This is a genomic window from Mesoterricola sp. JemC181 (assembly GCF_055384585.1).
Genome location: NZ_AP045076.1, coordinates 489,594 through 509,924 on the forward strand (window position 1 = coordinate 489,594; position 20,331 = coordinate 509,924).

The window sequence follows — 20,331 nt, forward strand, 5'->3', positions numbered from 1 at the left end:
ATGCACAAGCGCAAGATCGGTACCCTCGAGGTCTCGGCCCTGGGCCTGGGCTGCATGGGCATGAGCCATGCCTACGGCAACGTCCCGGACCGGACGGAGATGATCGGCCTGCTGCGGTCCGCCGTGGACCGGGGCGTCACCTTCTTCGACACCGCGGAAGTGTACGGGCCGCTGGTCAACGAGGAGCTCCTGGGCGAAGCCCTCCAGCACCTGCGCTCCAAGGTGGTCCTCGCCACCAAGTTCGGCTTCGCCATCGGAGTTCCCCCGACCGCGGACGGGCCGGCCCTGGACAGCAGGCCCGAGAACATCCGCAAGGTGGCCGAGGCCTCCCTCAGGCGGCTGCGCACCGACGTCATCGACCTGTTCTACCAGCACCGGGTGGACCCGGCCGTGCCCATCGAGGAGGTGGCGGGGGCCGTGAAGGACCTGATCCGGGCGGGCAAGGTGCGGCACTTCGGCCTGTCGGAGGCGTCCGCGGCCACCGTCCGCCGGGCCCACGCGGTCCAGAAGGTCACGGCGCTGCAGAACGAATACTCGCTCTGGGAGCGCCGGGTGGAACCGGAGATCCTGCCGGTCCTGGAGGAGCTGGGCATCGGCCTGGTCCCTTACAGCCCCCTGGGGCGGGGCTTCCTCACGGGGGCGCTGGACGAGAAGACCGCCTTCGTCCCCGGGGATTTCCGGAACAGCCTCCCGCGCTTCGCACCGGAGGCCCGGAAGGCCAACCAGGCCCTGGTGGAGCTGCTGGGCCGCATCGGCGCCCGGAAGGGGGCGACGCCCGCCCAGGTGGCGCTTGCGTGGCTCCTGGCCCAGAGGCCCTGGATCGTGCCCATCCCCGGCACCACGAAGCTGGCGCGCCTGGAAGAGAACCTGGGGGCCGCCGACCTGGAGCTCACGGCCGGGGATCTCCACGACCTCGAGGCCGCCCTGAAGGCGATCGACGTGCACGGGGCGCGGTATCCCGAAGCCCTGGAACGCCTGACCGGACGCTGAGGAGCGACCATGGACACCCAGGCGGCAGCGCAGGACCTGGCCCGGCTCGCCGGGCTCATCCGGGCCCATGCGCCCTACGACGGCCACTTCAAGCTCCGCCAGCCCGGGCTGGAGGTGGTCCGGGCCTCCCGGGCCAGCCAGGAGCTGGCGCACGGCGTCGCCCAGCCCGGCATCTGCATCGTTGCCCAGGGCGCCAAGAAGGTGTTCCTGGGCAGCGAGGTCTTCGACTACGACGCCTCACGCCTCCTGGTCTACTCGGTGGATGTGCCGATCTCGGGCCAGATCACCCGGGCCAGCGCCGAGGAACCCTTCCTCTGCCTCAAGGTGGACCTGGACGCGGAGCGCGTGGCCGACCTGGCCCTGAGGGTGTACCCCGCCGGCCTGCCCCAGAGCTCCAGGAACCTCGCCGTCTGCGTCACCCAGGCCGATCCCGCCATCATCGCGGCCTCCGCGAGGCTGGTGGAGCTCATGGCCCGGCCCGGCGACGCGGAATGGATCGCGCCCCTGGTGGTGGAGGAGATCCTCATCCGCCTGCTGCGGAGCCCCATCGGAGCCCGGGTGGCGCAGATCGGGCAGGAGGGCTCCCGGGTGCAGCGGGTGGCCAAGGCCGTCTCCTGGGTGCGCATGAACTACGACCGTCCGCTGGACGTGGAGCGGCTGGCCACCCTGGTGCACATGAGCGTCTCCACGTTCCATCAGCACTTCAAGTCGGTCACCTCCATGAGCCCCCTGCAGTACCAGAAGGTCCTGCGGCTCCACGAGGCCCGGCGGCTCATGCTGAGCCGGATGATGGACGCGGGCACGGCCAGCCGGAAGGTGGGCTACCTGAGCGCGTCCCAGTTCAGCCGGGAGTACGGCCGTTTCTTCGGGAACGCGCCGATGAGGGACATCTCGAACATCCGCGAAGGCGGAATGGGCCCCGGCCTGGATGAGGCCTAGGTCCGCACAACCGGAGGCGTGAAGGCACGAGCCCTTCCGGAACGGCCGAACGGAACCGGGCGCGGGGGGGGCCCGGGCCATGCGCCGGCCCTTCGGAACGACCGGAATTCTCGTTTCCGGCCAAGGTGGTCCTGGGCAATAACCGCGACTGATGTATGATATTTTCAGTAACCCATCCCAGGAGGCGATATGCGGAAAGCACTTCTCTTCATCCTGGCCGCGTCGGCGGTCGGCCTCATGGCCCAGGAGGGGCAGTCCTACGGCACCATCCAGGGCGGCGCGGCCTTCCGGAAGGTCTCGAACTACTTCAACGACGGCGCCACCTTCGGCCTGGGGGCGGGGCACTGGTTCTCCGACACCTGGTCGCTGGACCTGAAGGCGCTCCGCACCAACCAGGACATCCGCGTGACGAATACGGGGACCCATGAGTACCAGGGCCTGGTGTCGGCGCTCTACAACCTCAATCCCGGCGCGCCCAACTGGTACCCCTACCTGGCCGCGGGCACGGGCATGACCCGCCTGCACCCGCCGCTGGCGGACGGCGACAAGAACAAGATCAACTACCACGCGGGCGTGGGCCTCATGGTGCACCTGACGGAGCGGGTCATCTTCCAGGGGGATCTCAAGGCCCTGCGGGTCAACACCAACGGCGGCCATTCCAGCGAGGTGCTCGCGCTGGCGGGCATCGGCTACACGTGGGGTGGCCGCAAGGCCGCGCCTGCCCCTCCGCCGCCTCCGCCCCCCGCCCCCGCGCCGGTGGCCAAGCCCGAACCGCCGCCGCCCCCGCCCCCGGCTCCCGAACCCCCCAAGGAGGAGATCAAGCCCGTCGCGCCTCCCCCGCCGCCCCCTCCTCCTCCGCCCCCCCCGCCGGCGAAGATCGTGCTGGATGAGGCGATGCTGCACTTCGCCAACGGCAAGGTGGACATCGACGCCGAAGGCGCCGCCGCCGTGGCCAAGGTGGCCGAGGGCCTCAAGGCCTACCCCGGCGAGTACACGCTGGTGGTGAGCGGCCACACCTCCTCGGTGGGCGGCAAGGCCCTGAACACGTCCCTGGGCAAGCGCCGCGCGGACGCCGTGGCGAAGATCCTCGTGGCCGGCGGGATTCCCGCAGCCCGGATCACCACCGTGGGCGTGGGCCCCGACAAGCCCATCGCCGACAACAAGACCAAGGAAGGCCAGGCCAAGAACCGCCGCGTGGAGATCGACGTCAAGGTCGCCGACGCCCAGGTCGAGGTCCGCAAGCAGGAGACCAAGGTCCAGTAGGTAATCCACCGTATGGGCATGTGAAGGGGCGGGATCCAGACTGATACCGGAAGCTGTTCCAATCTCCGGGTCCCTGGATCCCGCCTCTCACTGGATTGAACCATGCGCTTTGCCGCCCCCATCCTCGCCCTCACCTGCCTGGTCGCGAACGCCCAGACTTCCGAACGGACCCAGGCCGAAAGGATCGTCCAGAAGGCCATCGCCTACGCCAGGCAGGACGGCATGGACAAGCTGATCCTGCAGACCAACCTGCCGCACGGCATCTTCCACGTGGGGAGCGGCAGCGACCTGTACCTCTTCGTGTACGACCTGAAGGGGGTCGCCAAGGCCAACGGGTTCCAGTCCGAGCTGGTGGGCACCAGCCGATGGGACGTGAAGGACGCCAAGGGCCTCTACCAGGTGCGGGAGTTCATCAAGGTGGCCCGGACCAAGGGCAGAGGCTGGGTTGACTACCACTTCGTGAATCCCATCACCCGGAAGGTGGAACCCAAGGCGACCTACGTGGAAGCCCACGAAGGCTTCGTCTTCTGCTGCGGCAGCTACCGGAACTAGGAGCCTGTCTACGTAATAGGAGGCCCCGCGATGATGGCACCGGGGCTAGCAAATCAAGGAAGGCGAGGAAAGCCGCAGCGGGACTGCGGTTGACGAGCCTGACGCAGAGTTGCTGGCCCCGCTGCCATCACCCGAAGGGCGGCGCCCAGAAGCGCGCTTATCGTGTGCAAGTCCCTTGAAGGATTGACCTAATCCTCCTGCGGGCCTTGCGCTCGATAATCACGCTTCTGGGCGCCGTCGCGGGGCCTCCTACTACGTAGACAGGCTCCTAGGACCGGACGGAAGTCCCCTCCCTTTGCGAAGAGGGGGATGGCATTCCAGCCGAGCCTCCTGGGTATTCTGAGCGTGGAGGTTCCATCCATGACCAAGATCCTTGTGCTCCACGGCGCCGGCATGAACATGCGCGGAAAGGTCCAGCTCGAGACCTTCGGCCCCATGACCCTGCCGGACTACGACGCGAAGATCCGCGGCTACGCGGCGGAGCTGGACGTGGCGGTGGAGATCTTCCATTCCAACATCGAAGGCGAGGTCATCAACCGCATCTACGACGCCTGCGGCGAGGGCTTCGACGCCGCCATCTTCAACCCCGCCGGCTTCGGCACGGGGTATCCCGCGCTGGTGGCGGCGCTCTCGCAGGCGAACTTCCCGGTGATCGAAGTGCACATCAGCAACCCGATCCGGAGGGGGCCGGCGACCCAGACGGCGGCGGTGAGCCTCGGGGTGGTGGCGGGGTTCGGGGTGGCGGGATATGAATTGGCACTCAGGGGCATCTGCGGTCATCTGACAACCCGAGCCTGAACTGCATTCATCATCTTTTCTCGCCGAGGATCGCCGGGAAAAGATTAAATGAGTCATTTCATCATTTTCAAATGGGCGTTCACGGCCTTGGCCGCCTTGCGTCCGTCGGCGATGGCGTGCACCACGAGGCTCTGGCCGCGGGCCTGGTCCCCGGCGGCGAAGATCCCTTCCACGCTGGCCTGGAAGTTGGACGTCCGGACGTTGCCGCGCGGGTCCATCTCCACGCCCAGCTGCTCCAGGAGGCCCTCCCGTTCCGAGCCGGTGAAGCCCATGGCCAGCAGGACAAGTTCGCAGGGGAGCTCGAACTCGGTGCCGGGAATGGGCGTGAAGGTGGGCGCGGGGCCCACGCGCACGGCGGCCAGGGCGCGCAGGCCGCCCTTGCCGTCGTCCAGGAAGGCGGTGGTGGCGATGCCCCAGTCCCGCTCGCCGCCCTCCTCCTGGGAGGAGGAGGTGCGAAGCACCTGGGGCCACGCGGGCCAGGGGTTGGCGGCGTCGCGGGTGGCGGGGGGCCTGGGGAGCAGCTCGAGCTGGTGGATGCGGGCGGCCCCTTGGCGGATGGAGGTGCCCAGGCAGTCGGAGCCGGTGTCGCCGCCGCCGATGACGACCACGCGCTTGCCGGTGGCCAGGATCGGGTCCGCCGGGGTCTCGCCGGCCACGCGGCGGTTGGCCTGGGCCAGGAAGTCCATGGCGAAGTGCACGCCGCGCAGCGCCCGGCCCGGCACGGGGAGGTCACGGGGCCTGCGGGCGCCGCCGCAGAGGAGGACGGCGTCGAAGCTCCTGCGCAGCTCCGCCCCGTCCACGTCCTTCCCGGCGTGGACGCCGGTGCGGAAGACCACGCCCTCGGCCTCCATCTGGGCCACGCGGCGGTCGATGAGGGTCTTCTCAAGCTTGAAGTCGGGAATGCCGTAGCGCAGGAGCCCGCCGACGCGGTCGTCCCTCTCGAAGACCGTGACGGCGTGGCCCTTGCGGGCCAGCTGCTGGGCCGCGGCCAGGCCCGCGGGGCCCGAGCCGATGACGGCCACGGTGCGCCCGGAGCGCGCCCGGGCGGGACGGGGCAGGATCGCCCCCGCATCCCAGGCGCGGTCGACGATGCTGCGCTCGATGTCCTTGATGGTCACCGGGTGGTCCTCGAGGTTGAGGGTGCAGGAGGCCTCGCAGGGGGCGGGGCACACCCGGCCCGTGAACTCGGGGAAGTTGTTGGTGGAGTGGAGGATGGCGAGCGCGAGGTCCGGGTGGTCCCGGTACACGTGGTCGTTGAACTCGGGGATCACGTTGCCCAGGGGGCAGCCGCCGTGGCAGAAGGGGATGCCGCACTCCATGCAGCGGGAAGCCTGGTCCTTGAGCAGGGGCAGGGGGGTCAGGAGCTCGAACTCGCTCCAGTCCTTGACGCGCTCGGCCACGGGGCGCTTGCCGTGTTCCAGGCGGGAGACTTCGAGGAAGCCGCGGACGTTGCCCATCACTTCACCCCCACGGACAGGTCGGCCAGGCCGTTGGTGGCGGGGGAGGCGGCGGCCTCCAGGGCCCTGCGGTACTCGCTCGGATAGACCTTCACGAACGGGGCCGACCGGGTGTCCCAGTCCGCCAGGACCTCCGCGGCCTTGACGCTGCCGGTGCGCTCCACGTGCTCGGCCAGGAGGTCCCGCACCCGCAGGGCGTCCTCCCCGCCCAGGGGCAGGAGCTCCACCATCTCCTTGTTGCACCGCCCGGCGAAGGTCCCGTCCTCGTCCAGGACGTAGGCCAGTCCGCCGCTCATGCCCGCGGCGAAGTTCCGGCCCACGGTGCCCAGCACCACCACCAGGCCCCCGGTCATGTACTCGCAGCCGTGGTCGCCCACGCCCTCCACCACCGTGGTGGCGCCGCTGTTGCGGATGGCGAAGCGCTCCCCGGCGCGGCCGTTGAAGAAGGCCCGGCCCGAGGTGGCGCCGTAGAGCACCACGTTGCCCACGATGACCATGTCCTCGGCCCTGAAGGGCGCCCGCGGGTGGGGCCGCACGGCCACGACGCCGCCGCAGAGGCCCTTGCCCACGTAGTCGTTGGCGTCGCCCACCAGCTCCAGGGTCATGCCGGGGGATGCGAAGGCGCCGAAGCTCTGGCCGGCGCTCCCCGCGGCCCGGATGCGGATGGTGTCGGGGGGCAGGCCCCCGCCGCCCAGGCGCCTGGCGATCTCGCCGCTGAGCATGGCGCCCGTGGCGCGGTCGCTGTTGCGGACCCGGGTCTCGAGCACGACCGGCGTGCCCGCTTCCAGGGCCGGCATCGCCTGGCGGATGAGCTCGTGGTCCAGCACGTCGTCGAGCTTGTGGTCCTGGGCCTCGGCGCAGGCGCCGGAGAGCTTGGTGGCGCGCGAGGAGCGGTGGAGGATCTCGGAGCAGTCCACCTTGCGGGCCTTGGGATTGAGGCCCTCCCTGCGGGGCTTCAGGCAGTCCGAGCGGCCCACCATGGACCGCACGTCCCGGAACCCCAGGCTGGCCATGAGTCCGCGCAGCTCCTCGGCCACGTAGAAGAAATAGCGGATCACGTGCTCGGGCTGTCCGGCGAATTTCGCGCGCAGCACGGGGTCCTGGGTGGCCACGCCCACGGGGCAGGTGTTCAGGTGGCACTTGCGCATCATGATGCAGCCCGAGGCCACCAGGGGCGCGGTGGAGAACCCGAACTCCTCGGCCCCCAGCAGCGCCGCCACCGCCACGTCCCGGCCCGTGTTGAGCTTGCCGTCGGTCTGGAGCACCGCGCGGCTGCGCAGGTCGTTGAGGACCAGCACCTGGTGGGCCTCGGCCAGGCCCAGCTCCCAGGGCACGCCGGAGTGGTGGATGGCGGTGAGCGGGGAGGCCCCGGTGCCGCCGTTGTCCCCGCTGATGAGGACGACGTCCGCGTGGGCCTTCACCACGCCCGCGGCGATGGTGCCCACCCCGGCCTCCGAGACCAGCTTGACGCTGATGCGGGCCCTGGGATTGACGTTCTTCAGGTCGAAGATGAGCTGGGCCAGGTCCTCGATGGAATAGATGTCGTGGTGGGGCGGGGGGGAGATGAGGGTGACCCCGGGCATGCTGTGGCGCACCTTGGCGATGGTGGCGTCCACCTTGGCGCCGGGGAGCTGGCCGCCCTCGCCGGGCTTGGCGCCCTGGGCCATCTTGATCTGGATCTCGTCGGCATCGGCCAGGTACTCGGCGGTGACGCCGAAGCGGCCCGAGGCCACCTGCTTGATGGCGCTGCGCCTGAGGTCCCCGTTGGGATCGGGGGCGAAGCGCGCCGGGTCCTCGCCGCCCTCGCCGGTGTTGGAGCGGCCCCCCATGCGGTTCATGGCGATGGCGATGTTCTCGTGGGCCTCCTTGGAGATGCTGCCGAAGGACATGGCGCCCGTGGCGAAGCGGCGCACGATCTCCGAGGCCGGCTCCACCTCGGAAAGGGGCACGGGGTCGCCCGCGGGCACCAGGTCCCACAGGCCGCGGAGGGTGGCGGGGTACTCCACCTGGTCGTTGATGGCCCGGGCGAAGGCCTCGTAGCTGCCCGCGTCCTCCAGGCGCACGGCCTTCTGGAGGCTGGCGATGGTCTCGGGGTTCCACAGGTGGCGCTCCCCGTCCACGCGGTAGTGGAAGTGGCCGCCCTGCTCCAGCACGCCCGGGGCGTCGGGGTCGAAGGCCCCGGCGTGGCGCGCCAGGGTCTCCTCGGCCAGGTCGCGCAGGCCGATTCCGCGCACCCTTGAGGCGGTGCCGGTGAAGTACTCGTCGATGACGAACTGGTCGATGCCGATGGCCTCGAAGATCTGGGCGCCCTGGTAGCTGGACAGCGTGCTGATGCCCATCTTGGCCATGGTCTTGAGCAGGCCCTTCTTGAGGGCCTTGATGTAGTTGGCCTCGGCCTTGGGGCCGGGCTCGGCGAGCACGCCGCGGGCACACAGGTCCCGCAGGGTGGCCAGCGCCAGGTAGGGGTTCACCGCGCCCGCGCCGAAGCCCACGAGGGCCGCCATGTGGGCCACTTCCCTGGGCTCCCCCGACTCCACGATGAGGCCCACGCGGGTGCGGGTGCCTTCGCGGATGAGGTGGTGGTGCACGGCGGCGGTGGCCAGCAGGCTGGGGATGGGCGCTCGCCGCTCGTCCAGTCCGCGGTCGCTGAGGATGACGATGCTGATGCCGTCGGCCACGCACCGGCTGGCGGCGCGGCAGAGGGTGCGGATGCCCTCGAAGAGGTTGCGCTCGGGGTCCCCCTCCAGGTGGAAGAACATGGGCAGGGTGGCGCTCTTGAAGTCGCCGAGGGGGTTGGCCCGCAGCTTGGCCAGGTCGCCGTCGGTGAGGAAGGGGTGGGGCAGCTCCAGCATGCGGCACTGGCGGGGGGACTCCTCCATGAGGTTGCCCTCGCCGCCCACGCAGGTCACCGAGGACATGACGATCTCCTCCCGGATGGGGTCGATGGGCGGGTTGGTGACCTGGGCGAAGTGCTGCTTGAAGTACCGGAACAGCAGTTGGGGTCTGGCCGAGAGCACCGCCAGGGGGATGTCCACGCCCATGGAGCCCACCGGCTCCTCCCCGCCGGCCCCCATGGGGGCCAGGATGATGCGCAGGTCCTCCTCGGTGTAGCCGAAGGCCTGCTGCAGCGCCGTCAAGGCCGGGCCCGGGGCGGGGCTGGACGCGGGCGCGGGGGGCAGCGAGGCCAGGTCGATCTTGTTCTGGGCGAGCCAGGCGGCGTAAGGCTTGGCCGAGGCCACCTGGTGCTTGATCTCCTCGTCCGAGACCAGGCGCCCCTCCAGGGTGTCCACCAGGAACATCTTCCCGGGCTGGAGGCGGCCCTTCTGGACGATCGTCGCGGGGTCGAGGTCCAGCACCCCGAACTCGCTGGCCACCACCACCAGGCCGTCCGAGGTGACGACGTACTTGGCGGGGCGCAGGCCGTTGCGGTCCAGGGTGGCGCCGATGAGGCGGCCGTCGGTGAAGGCCAGGGCCGCGGGCCCGTCCCAGGGCTCCAGGAGGCAGCCCGCGTACTCGTAGAAGGCCTTCTTCTCCGGCGACATGTCCGGGTCGTGGGTCCAGGCCTCGGGCACCAGCATCATCATGACGTGGGGCAGGCTGCGGCCCGAGCCCTGGTGCAGGAAGTCCACCACCTGGTCCAGGGCCTGGGAGTCCGAGGCGTCGGGCCTGGCGATGGGCCGGAAGGCGTCCACGGTCTGCTGGGAGAAGGCGGGTCCGGCGAGGTTGGATTCGCGCGCGGACATCCAGGCGAGGTTGCCGCGCAGGGTGTTGATCTCGCCGTTGTGCGCCAGGAGGCGGTAGGGGTGGGCGCGCTTCCAGGCGGGGAAGGTGTTCGTGGAGAAGCGCGAGTGGACCATGGCCAGGCGGCTGCGGGTGCGGGGGTCGGCCAGGTCCGGGAAGAAGGCCGCCAGCTGCTCGGCGAGCATCAGGCCCTTGTACACGACGGTGAGGGAGGAGCAGGAGCAGATGAAGAAGTGCTCGAACTTCGCGTTGCGCCCGGCCATCTTGCGGATGGTGCAGAGCACCTGCTCGAAGGATTCGGGCTGGCACCGCCTCCCGATGAAGAGCTGCCGGAAGCTGGGCATGGACGCCACGGCCGTGGGGCCCAGGGCCGAGGTGACGGTGGGCGGCGTGCGCCAGCCGATGACGGTCTGGCCGTAGTGCATCACCGCCGCCTCGAGGATCGCGTAGTGGTGGCGGCATTCCGCCGGGTCCGCGGAGAAGAAGCACATGGCAACCGCATAGTCGCCCGGCTCGGGCAGGTCGACGCCTTCGGCCGCCATCTCCTCCTTGTAGAGCTGGTGGGGGATCTGGAGCAGGATGCCGGCGCCGTCCCCGGTGAGGGGATCGCTGCCCGCGGCGCCGCGGTGGGTGAGGTTCGCGAGGATCTCGAGGCCCTTGGCCACGATGTCGTGGGAGGCCTCGCGGTTGAGGGTGGCCACGAAGCCCAGGCCGCAGGCGTCGTGCTCGAAGGAGGGATCGTAGAGTCCTTGGCGGGGCGGCAGCGACATTTCGATTTCCTCGGGTGTAGCCGTGCGGAGGCCGGATGGCCCCGTTCATGCTGCATGGCTCAACCGTAGCAAGGTGCCGGAGGCATGAACCGGTTATTTGTAAAGGTTATAGCTGGATTCGGACATCGAACGCGACCCGGATCGATTAATATAAAAAATGGTTATTTTGATATAAAAAATACAAAATGAAAAATAAAAACCATGTAAATAATACCAAATTAGATGAGTATTAGCCCCCAAGGAGGGGCTCGTGAACGCCGCCGACACCGCCTGGATACTTGTCTCCACCGCCCTGGTCCTGCTGATGACGCCGGCCCTGGCCTTCTTCTACGGGGGCCTGGTCCGCGCCAAGAACGCCCTCAACACCATGATGATGAGCCTGGTGTCCCTGGGCTGCGTGGGGGTGGCGTGGTTCCTCCTGGGCTACTCCCTGGCCTTCGGCCCGGGCAGCCAGGCGCTGGGGGACCTCTCCTTCGTCCTGCTGCGCGGCGTGGGCCTGGACTGCGCTCCGGGGGCAACCATCCCCAGGCTGCTGTTCATGGCCTACCAGGGCACCTTCGCCATCATCACCGCGGCCCTCATCTCGGGCGCGGTGGTCGAGCGCATGAAGTTCCTGGCCTACGCCGTCTTCATCACGCTCTGGAGCCTGGTGGCGTACGGCACCGTGGCCCACTGGGTGTGGGGCGGGGGCTGGCTGGCCCGCATGGGGGCCCTCGACTTCGCCGGGGGCACCGTGGTTCACATCACCGCGGCCACCGCGGCGCTGGTGGCCGCGACCCTCCTGGGTCCCCGCAAGGACTTCGCGCGCCAGGCCATCCTGCCCCACAACGTGCCCTTCACGATCCTGGGGGCCGGGCTGCTGTGGTTCGGGTGGTTCGGCTTCAACGGCGGCAGCGCCCTGGCGGTGAACGGCCAGGCCGTGCTGGCCTTCGTGAACACCCTCGCGGCCCCCGCGGCCACCCTGCTGGTGTGGATGGGCCTGGACCTGGCGCGCTCGGGCAAGGCCACGGCCGCCGGCGGCGCCACGGGCATCGTGGTGGGCCTGGTGGCCATCACCCCCGCGGCGGGCTACGTGTCGCCGGTGTCGGCCCTGCTCATCGGAAGCCTGGCGGCGGTGCCCAGCCACTTCGCCATCCTCTGGCGCGCCCGCACGCGCCTGGACGATTCCCTCGATGTGGTGGCCGCCCACGGCCTGGGGGGCACCGTGGGCGCGCTGCTCACCGGGGTCTTCGCCGACCGGGCCTGGGGCGCGCCGGTGAACGGCCTGCTCCACGGGAACCCGAGGCAGTTCCTCGTGCAGGGCCTGGCGGTGCTTGCCACCGTGGCCTTCACGGCCCTGGCCACCCTCGCCCTCCTCAAGCTGGTGGCCTTGTTCGCCGCCCTGAAGGCCACGCCCGCCGAGGAGGGCCAGGGCCTGGACTTCAGCCAGCACGGCGAGGAGGCCTATGCGTCGGGCGACGGCGCCCTGCTGCTGCTGCCCGATGTCCGGGCGCGCGTCGAGATCAGCCTTCTGCCTTCCGAAGGAGCCGTCCATTGAAACTCATCATCGCCTTCATCCGCCCCGAAAAGCTCACCGACGTGCTGGAGTCGCTGTACCGCCTGGACGTGAAGGGCTTCACCGTCACGAGGGTCCAGGGCCACGGCGGAGAGACCGAGCGCGTGGAGACCTACCGGGGCGCCACCGTGAAGATGGAGCTCTCGGACAAGGTCCGCCTCGAGATCGGCGTCTCCAACCCCTTCGTGGAACCCACCGTGAAGGCCATCCTCCGCAGCGCCCGCACGGGTGAGGTGGGCGACGGGAAGGTGATGGTGGTGCCCCTGGAACAGGTGTACCGCATCCGCACCGGCGAGGAGGACCGCGCGGCGGTGACGCCCGTGGGCGTGGATCCCCATCTGGAGTCCTTCTAGGTCACAATGGGGCCTGGAGGGCGATCCGTGCGAATCGGCATTCTGGGCTACGGGAAGTTCGGCCAGGCCCTCGGCGGGCTCCTGGAGCAGGGGGGCTGCGCCTTCCGGGCCCTGGATCCCGTCGCCTCCGTGCCCGCGGAGGTCCGCGCCCCGAGCCTGGAGGCCCTGGTCGAAGGCTCGGACATCCTCGCCCTCGCCGTGCCCGTGGGAGCCCTGCCCGAGGCCCTGGACCGGGTGGCGCCCCGGGTGGGGCCCGGGCAGATCGTCTTCGACGTGGCCAGCGTCAAGGTGCTCCCCGCGAAATGGATGGCCGAGCGGCTCAAGGGGCCGCACGTGGGCGTCCACCCGCTGTTCGGGCCCGTGAGCCTCGCCCGGGCCGAGCGGCCCCTGCGCACCGTGGTGTGCGCCGTCCCCGGGTTCCAGGGCGCGGCGGACCAGGTGGCCGCGCTCTTCCGGAACCTGGGCTGCGAGGTGCTGGAGCAGAGCGCGGAGGACCACGACCGGCTCATGGCCAGCACCCACGCCCTCACCTTCTTCCTGGCCAAGGGCCTGCTGGAGATGGGCGCGGGGGCGGACCTGCCCTTCGCCCCGCCCTCCTTCCACGCCATCCAGCGCACCCTGGACGCGGTGCGGGAGGACGCCAGCCATCTCTTCACGTCCATCCAGAACCTCAACCCCTTCGCCGGGGACGCCCGGTCCAGGCTGCTCCAGGCCCTGCAGGCCATCGACGCGGGACTGGCCGGGCCCGGGGGCGGGGACGAGGTGCCGCCCCTGCTGTCGATGCCCGACCTGGGTCAGCGGTCCCCGGCCCTGGTGGAGGCCCGGGCGATGATCGACGACCTGGACCGCGAGCTGGTGGAGCTCCTGGCCCGCCGCGCCGAGCTGAGCCGCCGGGCCGGCCGGGCCAAGGCGGTGCTGGGCGCCCCCGTGCTGGATCCGGGCCGGGAGGCGTCGCTCATGCGGGACCGGAGGGCCTGGGCCCAGGCCGATGGCCTCGACCCGGAGGTGGTGGAGGGGGTCTTCCAGGCCATCCTCAGGGCCAGCCGCCGGGTGCAGGGACCGGGAGGCGCCTGATGCGGCGCCCGGATCCCCCGCTGCCCATGCCGGGCGATCAATCTGGCCAATGGCAGGGACACTACCACATGCAAGGTTCATGTCGATGCCGCCCGGCGCCTCTACACCCCGCGCTACGGCTGCGGCGAGTGCCAGACCGGCGTCGCCTGCGAGGCGCGGATCCCGCCCCGGACCCGGAAGGGGGCGTGATTGAAATCTCCATCAACCGCCACGGGAAAACGATAACCTAGGCCACGAACCCGGAATCCCGATTCGACATCCGCGGTGGGAGATTCGATCCATGGCCTCCCGTTCTCCAGAGAAATGGCGTCCGCCGGCACTCCTCATCGTCCTGGCGGGGCTCCTGGTTGCGGGCATCGCGGTGGGGGCCGTCCGGCATGTCCGCACCCTGTGGAACCTGGAGCGGGCCAAGGCGGAGAGCCACCTCTCCACCGTGGGGGCGCTGAAGGCCAGCGAGATCGCCCTCTGGCGCGAGGAGCGGCTGACGGACGCCTCGACCCTCTCGCGCATCTCCGCCTTCACCCGCCTGATGGGACCGGCGGAGGGTTCAGGTCTTCCGGATGCCACGCCGCTGCTCGAGGACTGGCTCAGGGAGCAGAGCCAGTACGACGAGATGCGCCTGCTGGACACCCGGGGCGAGGAGCGCCTGGCGATACCCCCGGGGCGGCCGCCCCTTCCCGGCGGCCTGAAACGCGAGGCACGGGAAGCCCTCGCCGACGGCCGCCCGCGCTTCCTGGATCTCTCCCGGGACGCGGACGGTCCGGGCATCCACATGCATCTCCTCATCCCCGTGCTGGACGCCAGGCGGATGGGACGGACGCTTGGTCTGTTCCTGCTGCGCATCGACCCCACCCGGACCCTCTATCCCATCGTCCTGCGCTGGCCCACCCCCTCGGCGTCCGCGGAGACCCTGCTGGTGCGGCGGGAGGGGGAGGAGGCGGTGGTCCTCAACGACATGCGGACCCGCGCCGGGACCGCCCTCACCGAGCGGGTCCCGATGGCGGACCGGACGCGGGCCTCGGTCCTGGCCATCCTCGGCCGGAAGGGCATCGTGGAGACCCGGAACTACCGGGGCGTGAGGCTCCTGGCGGACGTGCGGCCGATTCCCGCCTCCCCGTGGTTCCTGGTGGTCCGCGTGAACGAAGGGGAGGCCATGGCCCTGTTCGAGCGGCGGCGGAGGGACACGATCCTCCTGGCGCTCGCCTCGGCCCTCGCGGTGCTGGGCGCGGCCGCGGCCCACTGGCGGAACGGACGGGCGAATGATTTCCGGGCGCAGCTCGAAGCCGAGCGGCTCCGTCGCGAGGGCGAAACCCGCTTCCGCCATGCCGTGGAGGAGGTGCCCTTCCCCATGATGATCTTCGCCGAGGACGGCGAGATCCTCATGGTGAGCCGCGTCTTCACGGAGCTGAGCGGCTACTCCCGCGCCGAGGTCCCGACCCTGGGGAAATGGGCGGAGCTGGCCCACCCCTCCCGCAGGGAGGCCATCCTGGAGATTGCCCGCGACCTCTTCGACCGGCCCCGGCGGGAGGGCAGCATCGAGTACCCCATCCGGTGCCGGGACGGCTCGACGCGGATCTGGGACTTCTCCTCCGTGTCCCTGGGGCCTCTGGTGGACGGGCGCCGGGCCGTCATGAGCATGGCCCACGACGTCACGGGCCGCAAGGAGGCCGAAGCCGTGCTGCGGCGCTCCGAGGAGCGCTTCGCCCTCATCTTCAACGCCAGTCCCGACGCCATCGCCATCACCCGCCTGGCGGACGGTCTCTACCTGCTGGTGAACGAGCGCTATGTCCAGTTGCTGGGCCGGTCCATGGGCGACGTCCTGGGCCACACCTCCCTCGAACTGGGTGTCTGGGCGGATCCCCGGGACCGGGAACGGTGGGCCGGGGCGCTGGACCGGGAGGGCAGGGTGGACAACCTGGAGCTGGACTTCCGCAGGGCGGACGGCACGCCTGTCACCTGCCTGGTCTCCACCCGCATCATCACCTGGGACGGGGAACCGGTGCAGCTCTCCATCACGCGGGACATCACCGCCCACCGGGAGCTGGAGCTGGCCCTGCGCGAAAGCGAGGCGGAATACCGGCTGCTCTTCGACCGGAGCCTGGACGGGATCATGCTCGCGGCCCCGGACGGCGCCATCCTGGACGTCAATCCCGCGGCCTGCGCCATGCTCGGCCGGACGGTGGAGGAGATCCGGGCCGTGGGCCGGGACGGCATCGTCGACATGACCGATCCCAGGGTGCCCGTGGCCATCGAGGAACGGGCGCGCACCGGGCGCTGGACCGGCGAGCTGACCTTCCTCCGCCGGGACGGAACGAAATTCCCGTGCGAGACCGCCTCCGTGCTCTTCATCGACAAGCACGGCCAGACCCGGACCAGCCACATCCTCCGGGACGTCAGCCTCAGGAAGCAGGCGGAGGAGCTCCAGCGCAAACTCGACGCCGAGATCCAGCAGTCCCACAAGCTCGACAGCCTGGGCAGCCTCGCGGGCGGCGTGGCCCACGACATGAACAACATCCTGGCGGCCATCCAGGCCGTCATCGAGACCGTCAAGCTGACCCACGCCGGGGACGCCCCCCTGGCCGAGGCCCTGGGCCTCGTGGAGAAGGCCTCCACCCGCGGCCGGGACCTGGTCATGGGCCTGACCAAGTTCTCCCGCAAGAACCTGCAGCAGCCCGAGCTCCTGGACCTCAACGCCCTGGTGCGGGACGAGCTCGATCTGCTGAACCGCACCACCCTGCAGAAATACCGGCTGGTGGCCGATCTCGAGGAAGGGCTCCTCCCCGTTTCGGGCGAGCGCGGCTCCCTCGCCAACCTCCTGATGAACCTCTGCGTGAACGCCATGGACGCCATGCCCGAGGGCGGCACCCTCGTCCTGCGCACAAGGAACCTGCCTGGGGCCCAGGTGGAGGTCGCCGTGGAGGACACCGGCACCGGCATGCCTCCCGAGGTGGCGGCCCGGGCCATGGACCCCTTCTTCTCCACCAAGGCCATCGGCAAGGGCACGGGGCTGGGCCTGGCCATGGCCTACGCCACCGCCAAGGCCCACGGGGGGACCCTGGCCATCCGCAGCGAGAAGGGCCGGGGCACCACCGTCAGCCTGCGCCTGCCCGCGGCCGCCGGGGATGTCGCCCCCTTGCAGGGTCCGCCGGGCCCGGCGCCCGGTGAGGCCCCCCTGAACGTGCTGCTGGTGGACGATGACGACCTCATCCGGGCCGCGGTGCCCAGCATGCTCAAGACCCGCGGCCACAGCGTCGCCATCGCGTCGGGCGGCGCCGAGGGCCTGGTGCTCCTGGGCTCCGGCCCCCCGGTGGACCTGGTGATCCTGGACCTGAACATGCCCGGGATGAACGGCATCGAGACCCACGCGCACATCCGCCGCCGCTGGCCGGACCTGCCCATCCTCCTGGCCACGGGCCACCTGGACGCCCGGATCCTCGAACTGCTGGAGAGGGACGGGCACATGCTGGCCATCACCAAGCCCTACTCCATGGAGGAGCTGGTGGGGAAGCTCCAGAACCTGAAGGCGATGGCCTGAGGCACCGCCTTTCGGGCGCAAGCTTCGCCGGAGGAGCGGAATGGGAGCACCATCATTCAAGATCGGCGGCCCGGCCTGACGGGGCCGCCCAACCGACAGGAGGTCCACCATGATCGATCCCGGCAAGGTCGCCGTCGTCACCGGGGCCGGAAGCGGCATCGGCAAGGCAACCGCCCTGGCGCTGCTGGCCGCGGGCTGGAGGGTCGCCCTGGCCGGACGCAGGCCCGAAGTCCTGCTGGAGGTGGCCGCGGAATCCGGCGCGGGACTGCGCGCGCTGCCCGTCCCCACCGACGTCACCCGGCCGGACTCCGTGGCCGCGCTCTTCGCGGCGGTGAAGCAGGACTTCGGCCGGGTGGACCTCCTGTTCAACAACGCGGGCATCAACGTGCGGGGCAAGCTCTTCGAGGACCTGACCTACGAGGACTGGACCGGGGTCGTGGACGTCAACCTCACGGGCATGTTCCTCTGCGCCCAGGCGGCGTTCAGGGTCATGCTGGACCAGGCTCCCCGCGGCGGCCGCATCATCAACAACGGCTCCATCTCCGCCCACGTGCCCCGGCCCGATTCGGCGCCCTACACCGCCACCAAGCACGCCGTCACCGGCCTGACCAAGTCCATCTCCCTGGACGGCCGGAAATACGACATCGCCTGCGGCCAGATCGATATCGGCAACGCGCTGACGGGCTTCACGGCGGGGATGACGGTGGGCGTGAAGCAGGCGGGAGGCGACATCGCTCCGGAACCGATGATGGACGTGCAGCAGGTGGCCCAGGGGGTCGTGCACATGGCGGAGCTGCCCCTGGAAGCGAACGTGCAGTTCATGACGATCATGGCGACCAAGATGCCCTTCATCGGACGGGGTTGAAGGCGTCATCGGTTCCATCGATTCTAAAGATCAGAACCATTCGTTTGCGGCGATGGCATGCCTGGCCGAGACTGGAACATGCCAAGGGGTCGGGGCATTCCCGTCACGGGCGTTTCCAGCAACCTGGCCGGCCCCAGCCGGCATGGGAGATAGTCGATGGTCAGCCAGAAGAACGATCGTGTTTCCGTGAAGAACCGCTGCAAGGCCAGCGTCCGCTCCGGCGGCAAGACCCACAGCAACATCAGCCTCCTGGACCTGGGCACCCACGGATGCCGGGTGGAGATGCCCGAGTACCTCCTGGAGCGCGTCAGCGGCGACTCCGTGCTGGAAGGCTGGTCCCTCATCCACCCGCTCCTGCCCATGGATCTCATCCAGGCCAGGGTCCTCGAGACCCGCCAGGCGGACCGGGCCGGCTTCGTGGAGGCCGAAGTGCAGTTCCTGGGCGCGACCGAGAGCTACCACCGCGAGGTCCAGACCTGCATGACCAACCTCGCGCGGCCCTGGTGGCCCTCCAGCAGCGCCACCGGGATGCCCTTTCCGGGTGTCTGCTGAAGCTTCCGGGAATCCTAAGCAGCCTCTGAAATCCCTTTTTCTCGGCGAACCTCGGCCCCTCGGCTACCTCGGCGATGCCTTTCGTTTCCTTGAACCTGCTGCGCATATAGTAAATGCGCCGTTGGGGCTTGAAACAGAAGGCATCGCCGAGGTTGCCGAGGGGCCGAGGTTCGCCGAATAAGGAAATCAGCTTGCCGGGATTAAAAATTCGCCTCAAATTTCTCAAACGAAAGATCCTGATCACGATACCGCCCGAAATTTTGCCGCCATGAATCATCCAGGTCGACAAGTTGCAATAAACGGTGAATTTTTATTATATTGTTAAATTATCAGACAGATCCATGCAAGCTGATACCCTGTGGCATGCCTGGAATGAAGATCCTCCTGGTGGATGACAACGCCATGTTCAGGACCCTGGCCACCCGGGTCCTCGATGAGGCGGGTTTCGAAGTCCGCTCCCTGGATCCGGCGTCCGTCTTCGAGGTCCTGAAACTGGCGCGGGAATTCGCACCCGACCTGGCGATCATCGACTACCACCTGCCTCGCTGCAACGCCGAGACCCTGGCGGTGATCCTCAAGCGGGACGAGACGTTCGGCCGCGTTCGGATCCTCGCCATCTCCACCAGCCGCGACTCCGCCGTGGTGGAGGCGATGGCGGCCTGCGGCGCCGATGCGTTCGTCTTCAAGGGCGCCATGGCCGGGCTCGTTGAAACGGTCCGGGAAATGGCCAGGACGGCCCCCGGTCAGGCCGGATGAACGGCCACTAAGAGCATTTATACAACCACGTGCCGTTGCTTCCCTTTTTCATCACTTCCCGGCCTGCGTCCGGAACGTCGCCGTTGGCGAGGGCGCATCTTCATTGGCCGGTTCGCGGACGCTGTGCATCATCCCCCGCACGTGCTCCAGGAAGGCGTGCCCCGCGGCGTCCAGGTGGCGCTGGGGGTTCCACACGAGGTAGGTGGAGACCTGAAGGCTGGGACCGTCCCACCGCAGGGGGACCAGGCGGCCGGATTCCAGTTCGTCCTCCACGGCCATGCGGGGCAGGGGCGCGATGCCCAGGCCCACCTCCACGCAGCGCTTGATGGTCTCCACGTGCTGGAACTCCATGCCGTTGCCGGGGCGGGCGCCGGCGGCGATGAGCTGGCGCTCGAACTGGTCGCGGTAGCTGCAGCCGTTGGTCTTGAGGAGGGCCGGTTCCCGCACCAGGTCGCCGCTGGAGACGGAAGCGCTGGACGCCAGGCGGTGGCCGGAGCAGCCGAGTATCAGGATCTCCTCGTCCCGCAGCTTCTCGACGGCAAGGGTCTTGGAGGGGAAGGACGCCTCCAGGATGAAGGCGAAGTCCACGGCGCCCTCCAGCACCTGGCGCTTGAAGTCCCGCGAGAAGCCGGGAAGGAACTGCAGGCGGATCTTGGGGAAGGCCTTGGTGAAGGCCTTGAGGACCGGGGGCAGGAGGTAGGTGCCGATCGTCTCGGTGGCGGTGAAGCGCACGACGCCCACGTCCTCGGTCTCCATGTTGGAGGACATGGCCTCGTCCGTGAGCGCCAGGATCCGGTCCGCGTAGACCAGGAAGCGCCGCCCGGGCTCCGTGAGCTGCAGGTGGTTGCCCACACGGTTGAAGAGGGCGTAGCCCAGCGTCTCCTCCAGGGCCTTCATCTGGGCCGTGACGCTGGACTGGGCGTAGCCCAGCGTGGACGCGGTCCTGGTGAAGCTGAGGGACTGGGCCGCGGTCCGGAAGGTCAGCAGGGTCTTGGTCTCCACGGGGCTCCTCATCGGTTGAATCGATTCTAGCAATCAAATCGATTCGTTGGCGCCGATGGTTTACCGGACCGAGACTATAGCAAGCCAAGGAGCCGGGGGACGCCCCCGGGGGACCCCGGCGCACTGCAA

Annotated in this window: 15 protein-coding genes; 12 read left to right on the plus strand and 3 right to left on the minus strand. The window is 69.5% G+C overall.

What is annotated here, in order from left to right:
* From ACZ5MC_RS02240 to ACZ5MC_RS02260, 5 genes are all read left to right on the plus strand, one after another.
* The gene (locus tag ACZ5MC_RS02240) at nt 1–990 is read left to right on the plus strand and encodes an aldo/keto reductase (RefSeq protein ID WP_464516938.1); all 990 of its coding nucleotides are present in this window, start codon (nt 1–3) and stop codon (nt 988–990) included.
* A 9-nt stretch (nt 991–999) separates the two neighbouring features.
* Nucleotides 1,000–1,929 carry an AraC family transcriptional regulator gene (locus ACZ5MC_RS02245; RefSeq protein ID WP_306598639.1) on the plus strand — a complete coding sequence of 310 codons (930 nt, stop codon included), beginning with the start codon at nt 1,000–1,002 and terminating at the stop codon, nt 1,927–1,929.
* A 189-nt stretch (nt 1,930–2,118) separates the two neighbouring features.
* Complete coding sequence (locus ACZ5MC_RS02250) at nt 2,119–3,192, plus strand: OmpA family protein (RefSeq protein WP_464516939.1); 1,074 nt, start codon at nt 2,119–2,121, stop codon at nt 3,190–3,192.
* A gap of 102 nt (nt 3,193–3,294) precedes the next feature.
* Complete coding sequence (locus ACZ5MC_RS02255; RefSeq protein WP_464516940.1) at nt 3,295–3,744, plus strand: cache domain-containing protein; 450 nt, start codon at nt 3,295–3,297, stop codon at nt 3,742–3,744.
* A 360-nt stretch (nt 3,745–4,104) separates the two neighbouring features.
* Entirely contained in the window at nt 4,105–4,542 is a 438-nt protein-coding gene (locus ACZ5MC_RS02260) for a type II 3-dehydroquinate dehydratase (RefSeq protein WP_306598642.1), read from the plus strand.
* Between the two features lie 53 nt (nt 4,543–4,595).
* Here ACZ5MC_RS02260 and ACZ5MC_RS02265 read toward each other — a convergent pair whose 3' ends face one another.
* Nucleotides 4,596–5,999 carry a glutamate synthase subunit beta gene (locus ACZ5MC_RS02265; RefSeq protein ID WP_306598643.1) on the minus strand — a complete coding sequence of 468 codons (1,404 nt, stop codon included), beginning with the start codon at nt 5,997–5,999 and terminating at the stop codon, nt 4,596–4,598.
* Nucleotides 5,999–10,510 (minus strand): glutamate synthase large subunit, encoded by a 4,512-nt coding sequence (gene gltB, locus ACZ5MC_RS02270; RefSeq protein ID WP_464516941.1) that lies wholly within the window; start codon nt 10,508–10,510, stop codon nt 5,999–6,001. The genes ACZ5MC_RS02265 and gltB overlap by 1 nt, the downstream gene beginning before the upstream one ends.
* A 250-nt stretch (nt 10,511–10,760) precedes the next feature.
* On the opposite strand from gltB, the gene ACZ5MC_RS02275 reads away from it, so the two are divergent.
* The 7 genes from ACZ5MC_RS02275 (at nt 10,761) to ACZ5MC_RS02305 (ending at nt 19,200) form a co-directional block, all read left to right on the plus strand.
* Entirely contained in the window at nt 10,761–12,047 is a 1,287-nt protein-coding gene (locus tag ACZ5MC_RS02275; RefSeq protein WP_464516942.1) for an ammonium transporter, read from the plus strand.
* Nucleotides 12,044–12,418, plus strand: coding sequence for a P-II family nitrogen regulator (locus ACZ5MC_RS02280; RefSeq protein WP_306598646.1), 375 nt, complete (start codon nt 12,044–12,046; stop codon nt 12,416–12,418). Before ACZ5MC_RS02275 ends, ACZ5MC_RS02280 begins: the two co-directional genes overlap by 4 nt.
* A gap of 27 nt (nt 12,419–12,445) precedes the next feature.
* The gene (locus ACZ5MC_RS02285) at nt 12,446–13,492 is read left to right on the plus strand and encodes a prephenate dehydrogenase/arogenate dehydrogenase family protein (protein ID WP_306598647.1); all 1,047 of its coding nucleotides are present in this window, start codon (nt 12,446–12,448) and stop codon (nt 13,490–13,492) included.
* A 280-nt stretch (nt 13,493–13,772) separates the two neighbouring features.
* Nucleotides 13,773–17,027, plus strand: a complete 3,255-nt coding sequence (locus ACZ5MC_RS02290; protein ID WP_464516943.1) for a PAS domain S-box protein — start codon at nt 13,773–13,775, stop codon at nt 17,025–17,027.
* 109 nt (nt 17,028–17,136) lie between these two features.
* Nucleotides 17,137–17,892: an SDR family oxidoreductase gene (locus tag ACZ5MC_RS02295; RefSeq protein ID WP_306598649.1), complete on the plus strand. Its 756-nt coding sequence runs from the start codon at nt 17,137–17,139 to the stop codon at nt 17,890–17,892.
* 156 nt (nt 17,893–18,048) lie between these two features.
* Nucleotides 18,049–18,444, plus strand: coding sequence for a hypothetical protein (locus ACZ5MC_RS02300; protein ID WP_306598650.1), 396 nt, complete (start codon nt 18,049–18,051; stop codon nt 18,442–18,444).
* 372 nt (nt 18,445–18,816) lie between these two features.
* Nucleotides 18,817–19,200, plus strand: coding sequence for a response regulator (locus tag ACZ5MC_RS02305; protein ID WP_464516944.1), 384 nt, complete (start codon nt 18,817–18,819; stop codon nt 19,198–19,200).
* Between the two features lie 51 nt (nt 19,201–19,251).
* Here ACZ5MC_RS02305 and ACZ5MC_RS02310 read toward each other — a convergent pair whose 3' ends face one another.
* On the minus strand, nt 19,252–20,202 hold the full coding sequence (locus ACZ5MC_RS02310; RefSeq protein ID WP_306598652.1) for a LysR family transcriptional regulator: 951 nt from the start codon (nt 20,200–20,202) through the stop codon (nt 19,252–19,254).
* Nucleotides 20,203–20,331: the final 129 nt, after the last annotated feature.

What these genes read in the sequence shown, in the direction of transcription:
- ACZ5MC_RS02290 (WP_464516943.1), top strand. Translation starts at nt 13,773, where the DNA reads ATGGCCTCCCGTTCTCCAGAGAAATGGCGTCCGCCGGCACTCCTCATC.
- ACZ5MC_RS02255 (WP_464516940.1), top strand. Translation starts at nt 3,295, where the DNA reads ATGCGCTTTGCCGCCCCCATCCTCGCCCTCACCTGCCTGGTCGCGAAC.
- gltB (WP_464516941.1), bottom strand. Translation starts at nt 10,510, where the DNA reads ATGTCGCTGCCGCCCCGCCAAGGACTCTACGATCCCTCCTTCGAGCAC.
- ACZ5MC_RS02240 (WP_464516938.1), top strand. Translation starts at nt 1, where the DNA reads ATGCACAAGCGCAAGATCGGTACCCTCGAGGTCTCGGCCCTGGGCCTG.
- ACZ5MC_RS02300 (WP_306598650.1), top strand. Translation starts at nt 18,049, where the DNA reads ATGGTCAGCCAGAAGAACGATCGTGTTTCCGTGAAGAACCGCTGCAAG.
- ACZ5MC_RS02250 (WP_464516939.1), top strand. Translation starts at nt 2,119, where the DNA reads ATGCGGAAAGCACTTCTCTTCATCCTGGCCGCGTCGGCGGTCGGCCTC.
- ACZ5MC_RS02245 (WP_306598639.1), top strand. Translation starts at nt 1,000, where the DNA reads ATGGACACCCAGGCGGCAGCGCAGGACCTGGCCCGGCTCGCCGGGCTC.
- ACZ5MC_RS02305 (WP_464516944.1), top strand. Translation starts at nt 18,817, where the DNA reads ATGAAGATCCTCCTGGTGGATGACAACGCCATGTTCAGGACCCTGGCC.
- ACZ5MC_RS02265 (WP_306598643.1), bottom strand. Translation starts at nt 5,999, where the DNA reads ATGGGCAACGTCCGCGGCTTCCTCGAAGTCTCCCGCCTGGAACACGGC.
- ACZ5MC_RS02260 (WP_306598642.1), top strand. Translation starts at nt 4,105, where the DNA reads ATGACCAAGATCCTTGTGCTCCACGGCGCCGGCATGAACATGCGCGGA.
- ACZ5MC_RS02295 (WP_306598649.1), top strand. Translation starts at nt 17,137, where the DNA reads ATGATCGATCCCGGCAAGGTCGCCGTCGTCACCGGGGCCGGAAGCGGC.